The organism is Nocardia sp. NPDC004722 (assembly GCF_053601505.1).
The window spans coordinates 1-14541 of the sequence record NZ_JBSGBY010000157.1 but is presented as its reverse complement, the minus strand read 5'-3'; the positions used below and the strand labels follow the sequence as shown (position 1 = coordinate 14541).

General features: G+C 67.5%; 16 protein-coding genes. 7 read left to right on the top strand and 9 right to left on the bottom strand.

Translation table 11 applies throughout. The features are described from left to right. Window positions 1-1105, top strand: a 1105-nt coding sequence (locus tag ACWELQ_RS17690; RefSeq protein WP_452398117.1) for a M50 family metallopeptidase, incomplete at its 5' end; no start/stop codon positions are given. On the opposite strand, the gene ACWELQ_RS17685 is transcribed toward ACWELQ_RS17690, so the two are convergent. Next, a complete protein-coding gene (locus ACWELQ_RS17685) occupies window positions 1089-1496 on the bottom strand; it encodes a hypothetical protein (RefSeq protein ID WP_452398116.1) in 408 nt (135 codons plus the stop codon). The genes ACWELQ_RS17690 and ACWELQ_RS17685 overlap by 17 nt on opposite strands. Further along, window positions 1493-2185, bottom strand: a complete 693-nt coding sequence (locus tag ACWELQ_RS17680) for an endonuclease V (protein ID WP_452398115.1) — start codon at window positions 2183-2185, stop codon at window positions 1493-1495. Before ACWELQ_RS17680 ends, ACWELQ_RS17685 begins: the two co-directional genes overlap by 4 nt. Window positions 2186-2392: 207 nt before the next feature. Between ACWELQ_RS17680 and ispG the strand changes: the two genes are divergently transcribed. From ispG to ACWELQ_RS17650, 6 genes are all read left to right on the top strand, one after another. Continuing rightward, a complete protein-coding gene (gene ispG / locus ACWELQ_RS17675; protein ID WP_452398118.1) occupies window positions 2393-3526 on the top strand; it encodes a flavodoxin-dependent (E)-4-hydroxy-3-methylbut-2-enyl-diphosphate synthase in 1134 nt (377 codons plus the stop codon). Between the two features lie 125 nt (window positions 3527-3651). Then, on the top strand, window positions 3652-4935 hold the full coding sequence (locus ACWELQ_RS17670) for an amidase domain-containing protein (RefSeq protein ID WP_452398114.1): 1284 nt from the start codon (window positions 3652-3654) through the stop codon (window positions 4933-4935). Beyond that, window positions 4932-5312 (top strand): hypothetical protein, encoded by a 381-nt coding sequence (locus tag ACWELQ_RS17665; protein WP_452398113.1) that lies wholly within the window; start codon window positions 4932-4934, stop codon window positions 5310-5312. The genes ACWELQ_RS17670 and ACWELQ_RS17665 overlap by 4 nt, the downstream gene beginning before the upstream one ends. Further along, on the top strand, window positions 5309-5653 hold the full coding sequence (locus ACWELQ_RS17660; RefSeq protein WP_452398112.1) for a hypothetical protein: 345 nt from the start codon (window positions 5309-5311) through the stop codon (window positions 5651-5653). The genes ACWELQ_RS17665 and ACWELQ_RS17660 overlap by 4 nt, the downstream gene beginning before the upstream one ends. An 82-nt stretch (window positions 5654-5735) precedes the next feature. Continuing rightward, the gene (locus tag ACWELQ_RS17655; RefSeq protein ID WP_452398111.1) at window positions 5736-6599 is read left to right on the top strand and encodes a GNAT family N-acetyltransferase; all 864 of its coding nucleotides are present in this window, start codon (window positions 5736-5738) and stop codon (window positions 6597-6599) included. Between the two features lie 87 nt (window positions 6600-6686). Beyond that, window positions 6687-8474: a penicillin-binding transpeptidase domain-containing protein gene (locus ACWELQ_RS17650; RefSeq protein ID WP_452398110.1), complete on the top strand. Its 1788-nt coding sequence runs from the start codon at window positions 6687-6689 to the stop codon at window positions 8472-8474. A gap of 34 nt (window positions 8475-8508) precedes the next feature. On the opposite strand, the gene ACWELQ_RS17645 is transcribed toward ACWELQ_RS17650, so the two are convergent. From ACWELQ_RS17645 to ACWELQ_RS17615, 7 genes are all read right to left on the bottom strand, one after another. Next, the gene (locus ACWELQ_RS17645; protein ID WP_452398109.1) at window positions 8509-8709 is read right to left on the bottom strand and encodes a hypothetical protein; all 201 of its coding nucleotides are present in this window, start codon (window positions 8707-8709) and stop codon (window positions 8509-8511) included. Between the two features lie 208 nt (window positions 8710-8917). Beyond that, a complete protein-coding gene (locus tag ACWELQ_RS17640; RefSeq protein WP_452398108.1) occupies window positions 8918-9430 on the bottom strand; it encodes a peroxynitrite isomerase in 513 nt (170 codons plus the stop codon). A 77-nt stretch (window positions 9431-9507) separates the two neighbouring features. Beyond that, window positions 9508-11262 carry an LCP family protein gene (locus tag ACWELQ_RS17635; protein WP_452398107.1) on the bottom strand — a complete coding sequence of 585 codons (1755 nt, stop codon included), beginning with the start codon at window positions 11260-11262 and terminating at the stop codon, window positions 9508-9510. 62 nt (window positions 11263-11324) lie between these two features. Continuing rightward, the gene (locus ACWELQ_RS17630) at window positions 11325-12146 is read right to left on the bottom strand and encodes an ABC transporter permease (RefSeq protein WP_452398106.1); all 822 of its coding nucleotides are present in this window, start codon (window positions 12144-12146) and stop codon (window positions 11325-11327) included. Beyond that, window positions 12146-12982 carry an antibiotic transporter gene (locus ACWELQ_RS17625; RefSeq protein ID WP_452398105.1) on the bottom strand — a complete coding sequence of 279 codons (837 nt, stop codon included), beginning with the start codon at window positions 12980-12982 and terminating at the stop codon, window positions 12146-12148. The genes ACWELQ_RS17630 and ACWELQ_RS17625 overlap by 1 nt, the downstream gene beginning before the upstream one ends. After that, window positions 12979-14022 carry an ATP-binding cassette domain-containing protein gene (locus ACWELQ_RS17620; RefSeq protein WP_452398104.1) on the bottom strand — a complete coding sequence of 348 codons (1044 nt, stop codon included), beginning with the start codon at window positions 14020-14022 and terminating at the stop codon, window positions 12979-12981. Before ACWELQ_RS17620 ends, ACWELQ_RS17625 begins: the two co-directional genes overlap by 4 nt. Before the next feature lie 32 nt (window positions 14023-14054). After that, a partial coding sequence (locus ACWELQ_RS17615; RefSeq protein ID WP_452398103.1) for a hypothetical protein occupies window positions 14055-14541 on the bottom strand: 487 nt, incomplete at its 5' end.

Below are 14541 nucleotides of genomic sequence, written 5' to 3'. Positions count from 1 at the left end.
GAAGGTGCGCCGCTACTTCATCGGGTTCGGACGCAAGGTGTTCTCGTGGCGGCGCGGCGAGACCGAATACGGTCTCAAGGCGCTGCCGCTGGGCGGGTTCTGCGATATCGCGGGCATGACCGCCCTCGACGAACTCGAACCCGAGGAACTCGACCGGGCCATGTACCGGCAGGCCACTTGGAAGCGGCTGCTGGTCATGTCCGGCGGCATCCTGATGAACTTCCTGATCGGGTACATCCTGATCGTGGTGCTGGCCGTGGGCTGGGGACTGCCGCGCTTCGACCAGCCGCCGGAAACCCAGATCGGCAAGCTCGGCTGCGTCTCCAACATGAACCCCAAGGACCTGACGCTGCTGCCGTGCACCGGCGACAGCCCCGCCGCACTGGCCGGACTGCAGCCCGGCGACCAGGTCACCAAGGTCGGCGACGTGGAGATCAAGACCTGGAAGGACTTCCAGGTCCAGACCCAGAAGCAGACCGGCACCTTCACCTACACCTTCAAGCGGGACGGCAAGACGCAGACGGCGGAGGTCACTCCGCAGATGGCGACCGTCTACGACAAGAAGGACGGCACCCCCAAGACCGTCGCGAAGGTCGGTGTGCAGCAGGACTATTACGCGCCCCTGCACTACAACATCCTCTCCGCGATCCCCGCCTCCGGCGCCTTCACCGGCCAGATCGCGGTCCGCACGGTGGAGTCCCTGGCCAAGATGCCCTCCAAGGTCGTCGACCTGTGGCACGCCGTCACCGGCGGCGTCCGCGACCCGGAGACCCCGGTCTCCGTCTACGGCGCCTCCAAGATCGGCGGCGAAACCGCCCAGCACGGCCTCTGGTCGATGTTCATCCTGACCCTGGCCAGCCTGAACTTCTTCCTCGGCGCCTTCAACCTGCTCCCCCTGCTCCCCCTCGACGGCGGCCACATGGCCGTCGTCATCTTCGAAAAGCTCCGCAACCTCTTCCGCAACCGCAAGGGCCTCCCCGACGGCGCCCCGGTCGACTACCTGAAGTTGTTGCCCGCCACCTACGTAGTCGTCGTGATAGGCGGCGCCTACATGATCCTCACCCTCGTCGCCGACATCGTGAACCCGGTCAAACTGTTCCCGTAGCGGTCGGTTGGACCACATAGACCGTCTGCGGGTCGAGGTCGTTGGCTCCGGCCTCGGCGTGCAGCCCTGCCGTCCGCAGAATCGCGGTGATGGCGGTGCTCATCGCGTCACCGATCTCGTTGCTGCGCCGTGCGGCCGTGAATTCCGGATCGCCGTCCCAGGCCGCCGCCACGACGGCGGCGGTCAGCTCCGGGTCCGGGCGCCAATCGATGAAAACACCGCCCAGCGAATCGTTTCCGGGGTCGACGCCGACCGCGGCCCCCGCCCGGTCGTCGCCCTCGAAGGCGTCGTGGGTGGGCAGGCCGGCCCGGCGAAGCTCGGCGTGGACCCGGTCGGCGAGCAGTCGGCGGCGAGCGAGTTCCTCGGCGGACGCGATGGGCGCGTCGGTCACGGTGTGTCCTGGTCGGCGGCGATGTCGCGCAACAGGTCTCGGCACATGCGGTCGGCGCGGCGGGTGGTTTCGGGCTGGCGGAAGTCGGGGGTCAGGGAAAGTACTTGGGTGCAGGCGGTTTCGAGGTCGATGAGGTGGCCTATCGAGACGAAGACCGGTTTGACGTCGGTGCGGGTGCGTAGGGCGCGGCCTACCGGGTCGCCGTCGATGGTGATGGTGGTGGAGCTGCCGCGTTCGGGGGCGGGCTCGTCGTAGTCGCCCCAGACGTTCTTGGCGACGCCGAGGGTGGGGATGCCGGCCAGGAGGCCGATGTGGCAGGCGAAGCCGAAGCGGCGGGGGTGGGCCAGGCCCTGGGAGTCGCAGACCAGGAGATCCGGTGTGACGGTCAGGTTTTCGAGGGCGGTCAGGGTGGTGGGGAGCTCGCGGAAGGCGAGCAGGCCCGGGACGTAGGGGAAATCGGTGGTGCCCTGCGCGGTGGCGACCTCGACGGTCTCCAAGGTTGTGGCGTCCAACACCACGACGGCGGCGACCACGTTGCCGTCGTCGTCATAGGCCGAGTCAAGGCCCGCTACCGTTCGGAAATCCGGTGGCCGGGGGTTGTCGGCGATCACCTGGGCGCGCAGTAGATCTTGCAGTGCCGCAGCCGCTTCGGGGCTGGTCGGCCACGAATCGGGTTTCGCTACCTTCACAATTCGTACCGTAAACCTTCGCGACACCTGCAACGAATAAGAACTGTAGGCCCCGGCCGATTCCGAGTCCTGCATCCGGCCCGGGTACCCTTGTCGCCGCCGTCACAGGGCGACCGGTATTCGAGCCTCGGTAAGCTCGGAGCCGGTAAGGGTGAGGACTTAGTCGAAAGTAGGCAGCCGATCGTGAGCAGTGCCATCGCTTTGGGGATGCCGGCCGCACCGGCGGCCGTCCTCGCTCCGCGGCGCAAGACGCGCCAGCTGATGGTGGGCAATGTCGGAGTGGGCAGTGAGTTCCCTGTCTCGGTCCAGTCCATGACCACCACCAAGACCCATGACATCAACGCCACCCTGCAGCAGATCGCGGAGCTGACCGCGTCCGGCTGCGACATCGTGCGCGTGGCCTGCCCGCGTCAGGAGGACGCGGACGCCTTGGCGACCATCGCCAAGAAATCGCAGATCCCGGTGATCGCCGACATCCACTTCCAGCCGCGCTACATCTTCGCCGCCATCGACGCCGGTTGTGCCGCGGTGCGCGTGAACCCGGGCAACATCAAGGAATTCGACGGCCGCGTCAAGGAGGTCGCCAAGGCGGCCGGGGACGCGGGCATCCCGCTGCGCATCGGCGTCAACGCGGGCTCTCTCGACAAGCGACTGCTCGAGAAGTACGGCAAGGCCACCCCCGAGGCGCTGGTCGAGTCCGCGCTGTGGGAAGCCTCGCTGTTCGAGGAGCACGGCTTCGGTGACATCAAGATCTCGGTCAAGCACAACGACCCGGTGATCATGGTCGAGGCCTACCGCCAGCTAGCCGCCAAGTGCGACTACCCCCTCCACCTAGGCGTCACGGAAGCTGGTCCCGCGTTCCAGGGCACCATCAAATCCGCCGTCGCCTTCGGCGCGCTGCTGAGCGAGGGCATCGGCGACACCATCCGCGTCTCCCTCTCCGCCCCGCCCGCCGAGGAAATCAAGGTCGGCACCCAGATCCTCCAGTCCCTCAACCTGCGCCCCCGCAAACTGGAAATCGTCTCCTGCCCCTCCTGCGGCCGCGCCCAGGTCGACGTCTACACCCTCGCCGACGCCGTCACCGCGGGCCTCGAGGGCATGGAAGTCCCCCTCCGCGTAGCCGTCATGGGCTGCGTCGTCAACGGCCCCGGCGAGGCCCGCGAAGCCGACCTCGGCGTAGCCTCCGGCAACGGCAAGGGCCAGATCTTCGTCAAGGGCGAGGTCATCAAGACCGTCCCCGAACACCTCATCGTCGAAACCCTCATCGAAGAGGCCATGCGCCTCGCCGAAGAAATGGGCGACACCACCGAGAGCGGCGCACCCGTCGTCACCGCGGGCTAGCCCCCAGAAGTAATGGCCCGGGCTTCGGCATTCGCCGAGGTCCGGGCCAATTTCATTGCGGTACAAGCGGTCTCGTTCGTGTTAAGGTCTGCGAAGATCAACACTGGCGAACCCCCGGGGGATCGATGGTTACCTTCGCCGAGCTCCGCGACGCGAAACCGACGTCCTGGACGACCGCCGCGGACGACCTGCTGGCGGCCGCCAAACAGTGCGAGCGGATCAAGGACGACATCCACGACAACGGGGTGAAACCCCTCGACGAGCATTGGACGAGCACCGCCTACGGCCGGGCCCGGGACGTGCTGACGCAGGTCGCGAACCGGGCCGAGGTCGCCTCGATCCTCGGCCGGGCGGCGGTCGATCCGCTCGACACCCTCTCGCACGCCGTGCAGATCGCGCAGAACGAGCTGCGCAACGGCATCGATATCGCCGAAGGCGCCGGACTCGTCGTCGATCCGGTCACCGGTGCCGTCTCCGCGCCCGCGCATCGATCGCGCGACGAAGTGGCCGAAATGGCGAAGTACCGCAGCGACGCCCAACGCCTCATCAACGACGCCATCGAGGCCGCGACCCAAGCCGACACGCTGTGCCTGCAAGCCCTGTCCGCCGCCCTCGGCGCGGATATCACGACGACCTCGATCGACGACGCCAAGAAGATTCAGGCGGACAACACCAAGAAGGCCCTGGAGGAAATCCGCGACACGCTCCCGGACGGACTGAGCGCGGACCAGACCGCCGAATGGTGGAACAAGCTCACCCCGCAGGAACAGTTCGACTTGGAACGCGCGTGCCCGGTCGAGCTGTACGACCTCCCCGGAATTCCGGACTCGGTGAAGCAGGCGATCGATCGAAAAGATCTGGGCTACAGCTCCGTCGGCACCGTGCGATACGCCCTCGACAACTGGGACAACCACCGGCTGGACTGGGTGGACAAGGACAATTGCACGAATTTCGCCTCCGACGCCCTGAAGTACGGTGGTGGAATGCCGGAGAAGGAGAGCGACTTCGGGCTGATCCCACGCCATTTCGACAAGAACGGCTGGAGTGACGGCTCCAACGGCGAGGGCGACGACATCACTCCGCCCGGATGGTCGCACACTCCGACATGGGGTGGCGCGCAAGGCAATCGCGACTTCTTCGTCAAGAACGGCGGTCAGGTGGTATCTCCCGACAAGGCCAAACCCGGCGACGTCATGTACTACGAAGGCGCTGACACCCCGGGCAATCCGCATCCCAACGAGGTGCACCACACGGTCATCGTGACCGGCGTGCTGCCCGACGGGCAGATCCTGTACACCCAGCACTCGGGCGATGCGAAGAACTATCCGCTCTACGGCCGCCTACCCGAATTCGAATCCGATCTGGGCAAGCAGAACATCGAGATCGTGCAGCCGAAGGCGACCTGGTGAGGTCCGGGCGCTGGATCGCGCTACCGGCCGCCGCGCTGGTGGCGACGATCATGCTGACCGCGCTGCGCATCCGCATCGTCATCCAGCGCACCGGCCACTGGTATGGCGAAACCTGTGTGATCGGGCCGTACAACCCGGCCGAACGCACCTATCTGTACGTGATCACCGCCGTATTCGTCCTGACCGTGGTGACCGCGCTCCTGGTCGCCTTCCGAACCCGCTCCGGCCGGGCCCGTTGGATCGCCGTGGGTCTGCTGGCCGCGTGCGCGGTCGTCGGGCTCTATCTGCTCACCGTGTGGGGCGGCCTCGAGACCAACAACAAACCGATTCCCGAAGAACCCTGTCCGACCTTGAAAGAGCAGCACGCGAATCAATGAGCGACGACGACCTTTACATCGAGCCCGACAAAGTCAGCGCTGCGGGAACCCAATTGGCCGATATGGCGACCGCGGCGCTCAGCAAGACGAATCAATATTTCGATTCCCAAGTCACCGCCGCGACCGACAACCCTGGATTCGCGACCGGCGCGAAACTGGTGGAGTTCGCCGGAAAGTTCCACACGGAGATCAACGGCTTCATCACCGACCTCGACACCAACGCCCAGCAGATCATCGCGGCGGCCGGGACCTACCAGAGCACCGATGCCGACAACGCCGGATTCCTGCGGGAAGTGAGCGCGCTGAACGGGCAGACGAAAGATGTACTTCCCGGCCGCTGACGGCGGTCGGATTTCCGCTGGTGGGTGGGCGGTTGGGGGCAATCGGGGGGCGCGGGTGGGGAAGTTCTGGCAGGCTGTGGACGTGCGGAGTGTGCTGGAGCCTGCTCGCCGGGGCCGGGTGGCCGGGGCCCGTCAGCTTGCGAACCGCGATTTGAGTCAAGTTTTGCGGGTGCTCGACGCCGATCCTGTGGCGACGTGCATGGTTGCCGCGCGCCTGCAGGAGTTCGGGTTGGATCCGCGGGGGGTGTACGGGGAGTTGTGGAGCCGGGGCGGGCCGGGGGAGTCGCTGTGTTTTTGGGGGGCGAATCTGGTGCCGTTGCGGGGTGGTCGGGAGGATTTGAAGGCGTTCGCGGAGCGGGCGATCAAGGGTCCTCGGGTGTGTTCGTCGGTGGTGGGGCGGCGGGAGCTGGCCTTGCCGCTGTGGGAGTTGCTGGGCGAGCACTGGGGGCCGCCGCGGGAGCTACGGGAGGATCAGCCGCTGCTGGCGTTGGATCGCCCGGCGAGTGTCGGCCCGGATCTGAAGGTGCGCCGCGTGCGGCCGGAGGAGGTCGACCGGTACATGGTCGCCGCGGTCGCCATGTTCACCGAGGAGATCGGGATCGATCCCCGGACCGGTGACGGCGGGCGCAGTTATCGCCGCCGGGTGGCGGGCCTGATCGAATCCGGCCGGGCCTGGGCACGATTCGAAGACGGCGAGGTGGTGTTCAAAGCCGAGGTGGGGGCGCTGTCGAGGCGGACCGGGCAGATCCAGGGGGTGTGGGTGCATCCGGACAAGCGAGGTCAGGGGTACGGCACCACCGGCACCGCCGCTGTCGCGAATGTCGTGATTTCCTCCGGCCGCACGGCCAGCCTGTATGTCAACTGCTACAACGACGTTGCGCGCCGCGCCTACAAGAAGATCGGTTTCCGTCAGATCGCCACCTTCGCGACCGTGCTGCTGGACTGACCCGGTTCCTGTGACCTAGCCCTGAAATCCTTTCCGGTGCAGTGTGTCGCGCCGGTTTGCCAGTAGTTGGCTCTAGCATCTGTCCCGATGTCAACCCGGGCCCTTACCATGCTGATCGCCGCCGCCGTCGGCCTCGCCGCGGCCGGTTGCTCGTCGGCTCCGCCGGGACCCGCGCAGGCCGCCGAAGCCTTCGTCTCCGCGTTCGGCGACCACGATGTGCAGGCCGCCGCCGACCGCACCAGTCAACCCGAAAAGGCCGGTGCCGCACTGGCTTCCGCGTGGGATCAACTGCAGGCGGAGAAACTGGTGGCCACCACCGGCGACTCCCGCGTCACCGGCGACACCGCCGTGGTCGACTACACCTACGAGTGGCACATGCCCAAGGATCGCGTCTGGACCTACAAGGGCCAGTTGCAGATGACCCGCACCGACGGCCGCTGGCAGGTGCGCTGGAGCGCCGCCGACATCCACCCGCAACTGGGCAATACCCAGACGCTGCAACTGCGTTCGACCCCGGCCCCGCGCGCCCGCGTGAACGAACGCTCGGGCAGCGATGTGCTGGTGCCCGGTTCGCTGTACCGGGTGATGTTCAAGCCGTCCGCGTCGAAGGATCCGCGGGGCGTCTCGGCCACGCTGGCCAACACGCTGCGGCAGTTCGACGAACACCTGGCCCCCGACTCGCTGCTGGCCACCGCCCGCAAGGCCGACGGCGCCTACACCACGGCCCTGCTCACGGAATGGGAGTTCGGACAGGTCAATTCGGAGCTGCTGGGCCTGTCGGGCGTCACCTTCAGCAAGGAATTCGATCTGGTCCCCACCGATCGCCGCTTCGCCCCGGATCTGATGACCCAGGTCCGCAAGACGGTCATCGACGAGGTCGACGGCAAGGCGGGCTGGAGCGTGGTGACGGTCAACGCCAATGGCGTGGACACCGATGTGCTCACCGAGGTCGATCCCCAGACCTCCCCGTCCTTCTCGCTGAGCGTCGACCGCAATGTTCAGAATGCCGCGCAGCGCGCGGTGGACGCCCGCACCGAGCAGGCCATGATGGTGGTGGTGCAGCCGTCCTCGGGCGCGATCCTGGCCATCGCCCAGAACGAGGCGGCCGACAAGGACGGTCCGGTCGCCGCGACCGGCCTCTACCCGCCGGGCTCGACCTTCAAGACGGTGACCGCCGCCGCGGCCATGACCACCGGCGCTGCCACGCCGGACACATCGGTCCCGTGCCCGAGTCAGATCGTGGTGGGGGAGCGCACGATTCCGAACTACAACCTCTTCAGCGTCGGCACGGTCTCGATGGCGACGGCCTACGAGCGGTCCTGCAACACCTCCTTCGCCAAGATCGCCTCGGAGTTGGGTGGCGAGGATTTGCGCACGGCCGCTTCGGCTCTCGGACTGGGCCCGGACTACACGGTGGCGGGCCTGCCGACGGTGTCGGGTTCGGTGCCGGCCGACGATGATCTTGTGCAGCGCGCCGAGGACGGCATCGGCCAGGGCAAGGTGCTGGCCAGCCCGTTCGGCATGGCGATGGTGGCGGCGACGGTCGCGCACGGCAGCACCCCGGTGCCGTATCTGATCGCGGGCCACCCGACGCAGGTCGCGGGTGATCGCCCGCAGGTGCGCCCGGAGGTGATCGACGGCTTGCGCCTGATGATGCGCAAGGTGGTGCTCGGCGGTACGGCCGAGCGCATCGTCGATCAGGGTGAGGTCTACGGCAAGACCGGTGAGGCCGAGGTGGACGGCGGTTCGCACGCGTGGTTCATCGGCTATCGCGGTGATCTGGCCTGGGCCACGCTGGTGGTGCGCGGCGGGAGCTCGGACAACGCGGTGGCGGTCACGCGGGACATGCTCACGGCACTACCGCAGGGTTATTGAACGACCGATCCACTGCCGCAGCGTGATCGGCGACTCAGCGGTCGCCGAATGCCGTGTCGTCGCGCAGGCAGGTGGCCGGATGAAGCTGTCCGAGAGAGTCGGTGACGAAGCGCTGCTGGGCCAAGGCCCGCCCGGGTGGTCCGTCGACGGACCCGTCGCCCAGGATTTCGGTGACGCCCGCGCCCGCGAGGATCATGCCGGCGGTGGTGAGGAGCAAAAGGGCCGAGCGCTTCATATCCCTCTCCCTTGTTTGGAGACGAGTGCGGAAAACCCGAACTGTGTAATTCGGTTCTCCGTGGCTCATTAGGGTTGGCTGACTGTTTGCCAATGCAAGAAACGGTAATCGGTCACTTATGTCGAATCAAGGCGTGAGAGTGTTACCGCGCACCCCTCAAAAGAGGGGGCAGCAGGTCACAGCGGAGTTTGCTACCGGAAGTTCACCATCAATTCGCGCGCTGCATGGTCCCGGCCAGATGGTGGGTGAGAGGTTGCTCGACCGCCGCCATGCGGAGGGAGTACTCGAGGGTGTCGCCCGCGACGCTGATGGTCCGCCCGAGCGCGGTCACCGATTTGGCGCTGCTGCTCATGCCGATCGAGGTGGAGTCGAGTTCCAGGCGCAGTTCGCCGTTCTCGTTGACGAGGCGTCCCTCGCAGATCTCGGTGATCCCGGTGGGGTGGGCCAGGATCAGCTCGATGCGGTCGGGTCCGGTGGCGCGCAGGTAGCCGGTCTCGCTGTGCATGGGCCGGCTGCCGTCGGCGGCGCGGGTGCGCTGCCGGTAGGTGAGGAAGGGGCGGCCGACATGGCCGAAGTGCACTTCCTCCAGGTACTCGAACGATTCGATGGTCGGGTATTCCCCTTGTCCGCGACCGCGCCAGGTGCCCAGCAGGGGCGCGAGGTGGGCGATGTCGGGATGCGGGGCGACGGGGGTTTCGGGTTCGAGCACGGCGGCCAGCATAGTGCGCCCGGCCGATCATGGCGGGCGCTCGACGCACCCGCCGCCCGGTATTTACGGAAAGGGGCCTGGATCGCCGGTCACTTCACGCAGGGGATCCCGCCCGCGTCCATGGTCGACAGGTCGGTCGGGGCCGGTGCGTTGTCGCCGGTATTGGTGGCCGCGACCGGGGCGGGCGGGGGTGTGGTCGAGGTGGCCGCCGCGGCCGAGGTGTCGGGGACGGTGGCGGCGAGGTCGGCGATCGGGCCCGACGCGGCCGCTTCGGTGCCGACCACGAGCTGGATGGTGTTGTTGTCCAGGTCGCTGTTCTTGGTGGCGGTCAGTCCCAGCTGCGTGGCCAGCGCCTTCGCCGCGGCGTCGGCTCCGGTCCCATAGGTGAGGGTGCTGGCGCTGCGTTCGGAGCCGGTGCTCGCCGAACCCTGGGTGAATCCCTTGGCGGCCAGCGCGGTTTCGAGCTTCCCGGCGAGACCGGACTTGCCGGAGTCGTTGATCACGTTCACCGTCGCCGCGGCCGCGCCCGGGATGGTGGTCGGGGTGGGCGTCGCCGTGGTGGCCGGGGTGGCTCCGGCCGCCGGGGTGAGCAGGCTCTTCACGATGCCGTGGATCTGGTCCAGGTCGACGATATTGATGTCCTCGCCCTGGTCGTCCTGCCCGAAGTCCTTGACCGGCAGGGTGAACAGCGACATGCCGCCGCCCATCAGCCCGGTCGCGCGCTGCATGAAGTCGACCAGATCCAGCGAGTCGTCGAACCACATGTTCTGCTTGGCGACATCGAGCAGCTTCTGCAGCGTGCCCCGATTGGCCAGGGTGCCGTTGTCATTGAGCTTGTGCGCCAGCGACACGATGAACGCCTGCTGGCGGCGGGTGCGGTCGAGGTCGGTGAAGTTCAGCGTCTCGTCCGGGTCGCGCCGCTGCCGCACGAACGCCATCGCCTGCGAGGCGTCGATCTGCTGGCTGCCCTTCTGGAAGTCCGCGCCGGAGAAGGAATCCTGTGTCCGCTCGTTGAGGCACACCGTGATCGGCTGCACCGCCTGCGCGATCTGGAAGAACGCGGCGAGGGTCACCTCCACGGAATTGTTGATCTTCACGTTGTTGCCGAGGAAGCTGCGCACGGTGGCGATCTCGGCGGTACGCCCGGCATTGCGGGCCTGCTGTTCGAGATCCTCGTCGACCGGCCCGGTCTGGATGGCGGTGAGGGATTTGCCGCTGGCCTTGGCGGCGGCCGCCTGCAGCTTCTCCTTTTCCTTCTCGTAGGCGAAACCGTAGGCCTGCTTGATCTTTCCCTTGCACGGGCTGTAGTCGCAGGAGGCGGGATCCAGCGTCACGTAGTCGTCGCGGGGAATGGAGATGCCGGTGGCTTTCGAGCCGTCGCCCGGAATGTGCAGCAGGATCAGCACATTCGAGTTGTAGCCGCCGACGCTGTCGTCACCGGCGTGAATCGCGTCGTACATGTCCTGGGGTAGCGGATTGCCCCGCTCGTCGAGCCGGCTGTCCAGGCCCATGATCAGGATGTTCTGATCGGCCTGCTTCCCCGGCTCCGGCTTGTCGAGCCCGGCGATGTGGGTGACGATGACGCCCGCCATCGCCTTGTTGTAGACCTGCCACGCGACTCCGGTGGCCAGAAACACCGCGGCGGTCACGACGACCGCCGCGGACCGCCCGGCGAGCAGCGCCCGCCTCGACCGTCGCGGGGGCTGCTTGCGCCGGCGCTTCGCATCCGCTCGCCGCGGTCCTTCCCGCTTCGGAATCTCCTGTTCGGGGCTTTCCTGATAAGGCGGCAACGGTGTGGTCACCGGGTCCACGATCGCCCGATGGCTGTCCCGCGCATGTCTCATAACAATTCAATATAGGCACCGGGTGCGATCCCGACCATTCGGTCCGGCTGGTCGGGAGCGACTCACCGGCGGCTCGCGCGGCGATAGCCGTACGCGGCGGGGATGGCGAAGACCACGATCAAACCGACGGACCAGGCGATGGTCTTGGTCAGCGGTGCCGCGATGGGTCCGCCCGAAGCCAGCGCCCGCATGGTGTCGACCGCCACCGACATGGGCTGGTGTTTCACGACGGGCTGGATCCAGCGCGGGTAGGCGGCGAGCGGGACGAAGCCGGTGCTGAAGAACATGAGCAGCGAGGAGAGCAGCGCCACACCTTCGACCAGGGTCGATTTGGCGGTGAACACGGCGATCGCGGTGACCATGGTGGCGAAGGCGAGCCCGAACAGGACCGGAATCCAGAGGAAGGCGAAGGCTTGCAGCGGTCCTTGCCGGAAGCGGAAGCCCAGCAGCATGCCGAAGCAGATGATGACCACCGTCCCGGCGAAGATGCGGCAGCCTTCGGCGAGGATGCGCGCGGCCAGGCCGGAGGCGCGGTGCACGGGCAGCACCCAGAAGCGTGACAGGATGCCCGCCTCGCGTTCGCGGCCGAGCATGACGCCGCTGGCGACGGTGCCCGACAGCGCCCCGACCAGGGTCACCATGGGCGTGGATCCGTAGAGCGCGCTCTGTCCGGAGAATTTCTGGATCTGCGAGCCGACCACGATGTCGAGCATGAGCAGCAGCAGGCACGGCACGATCAGGGTTTCCAGCAGCGTGATCGGGTCGCGGACCCAGCGCAGCAGCAGCCGCTGGGTCTGAATCCAGGTGTGGCGCAACAGGGCCGGGGTGGTGGCCTCGCCGAAGACGAGGGTGTCGCTGACTTCCGGGCGGTCGAGGGTTGCCATCACGACCTCTTCAGGTTCTGCCGGGCGATGAAGAACAGCGACACCGCGACGATGGCCGCGATCCACAGCAGCGGCGGTGTCATGAGCGACCAGGTGACGGGCGCGGACTTGCCGAGGCTGTCGCCGCCGAGCGCGCGCAGTCCCTCCGCGAACTGGGAGACGGGTTGGTTGCGCACGAAAAGCTGGACCCAGTGCGGGAATTGGTGGGCGGGTGCGAGTCCGGTGGAGAGCATGCCGAGGATGAGCGGCGGCAGCACCAGCATCTGCGTGGTGGCTTCGGGGCTGCGGGTGAAGGTGCCGATGGCGTCCGCGCCGAGGCAGAAAGCGACGCCGATCAGCATGCCGAGGCCGAGGAATCCGAGCGTGTGCAGTGCGCCGCCGACGAAGCGGAACCCGATGTAGTAGATGCTGCCCACGGCGGCGACCATGCCGACGGCGAGCCGGAAGATGTTGGAGGACATGCGCGCCGCCGCCGGGATCAGCGGATGCATGGGCATGGCGTCGAAGCGCCGGTCGAGCCCGGACACGGCGTCGGTGGCAGCCCGGAACGCCGCGGAGACGGCGGTGAAGGCGGCCGCTTGCAGGATGACGATGGGGGCCATGAACTGCGCGTAACTGCTGAATCCGAGCCCGGCGAAGGTCATCACGCGGTTGAGCGGGATATAGAAGCTGGCGGTGAAGGTGATGGGGGCGAGGATGGCGGTGATGATCTCGCCGGTCACGACCGAGGGCACGATGAGCCGCACGGTCAGCACCCACCACTGCGCGAAAGTGGCGGGCGTGGCCCGCAGTTCGGTGAGCCAGTTGCCAGGCGCGGCGGCCGGGACGGCGGTCATGCCCGGGTCCGATCCTCGACGGTGAAGCGCCCGTCCGCGGTCCGGAATCGGATCGAGGGCGAATCGTCCTCGGGTTCTTCGACTTCGGCGATGTGCCCGGTGAGTTCCAGGAAGACGTCGTCGAGTGAGGGCCGCCGCAGCGCGATGTCGACCAGTTCCATTCCGGCCGCGTCCAGTCGTCGCAGCGCCTCGGCGAGCGTCTTGGCCCCTTGGGGCGCGGGGATGGCGATGCGGTCCGAATCCCCGGTCAGCGCTTCGCGATTGGCGGCGGGCAGCAGGTCGCCGAGGGCGGCGACGAGGGCGGGGAGGTCTTCCATGCGCAGCGGCACGATCTCGCAGTAGCTGCCGCCGGTGCGCGCCTTGAGTTCGTCGGCGGTGCCGTCGGCGATGACCACGCCGTGGTCGATGACGATGATGCGGTCGCAGAGCGCGTCGGCCTCTTCGAGGTACTGGGTGGTGAGCAGCGTGGTGATGCCGTGCTTGCGGAAGCCGCCGACGAGGTCCCACACGCCTTGGCGGCTGCGGGGATCCAGGCCGGTGGTGGGTTCGTCGAGGAACACCACGTCCGGTCGCACCACAAGCCCGCAGGCGATGTCGATGCGCCGCCGCATGCCGCCGGAATAGGTGCCGACGCGGCGTCCGGCGGCCTGCACCAGGTCGAATTCCTCGACGAGTTCGTCGGCGCGGGCGCGGGCGGCGCGTTTGCGCAGCCCCATCAGCCGCCCGAACATGACGAGGTTCTCGTAGCCGGACAGCGCGTCGTCGAGGGCGGCGAACTGCCCGGTCAGCATGATGCTGCGGCGTACGGCGGCGGCGTCGGCGACCACGTCGTGCCCGGCGACGGTGGCCCGTCCGGCGTCCGGTGAGATGAGGGTGGACAGGATGTTGACGGTGGTGGTCTTGCCCGCGCCGTTGGGCCCGAGGATGCCGAGCACCTCGCCCGGTGCGGCCTTGAAGGTGATGCCGCGCAGCGCTTGGACCGCGCCGAAGGATTTCTCGACGCCTTCGACGAGGACGCCGTCGTCGGTACTGGTTTGCACGTTTGTTGTATCGGGTTTGCCCTGCTCGGTGTTCACGGCGTCCCTCCCCAATGTGTGTCGAGAATCCGGGCGATGGCCGCCAGCGCGTGCGGTGCGGTCAGTTCTTCGTGGCTGACGTCGATGTCGTGGTTGGTGATGGTTCCGGTGATGTACGGCCGCCAGCCGTCGGGGCCGAAGATGTCGGAGGTGTGCACGGTGGCGCTGAAATACTGTGCGTCGCCGTGGAATACGGGCCGCTGATAGCCGGTGCGGGTGTCGGCGGAGGCGTTGTAGGAGGCGGCCATGCGTTCGAGGGTGGCGGCGTCGACGAGGGAGACGCCGCCCATGCGGTCGCGGATCATGGCGGCGGCGTCCTCGGCGGTGGTGTCGGCGGGGATGTCGGTGATGCCGAAGACCGATCCGAAGGTGGCGACGAAGGATCCGGCGGTGTAAGCCCGGTGCACGTACGCGGACGTCGCCTCGAACAGCAGGTCCGGCTTCTCCGGCAGCGCCAGCAGCCAGTCCGCGCCCTCGGCGGAG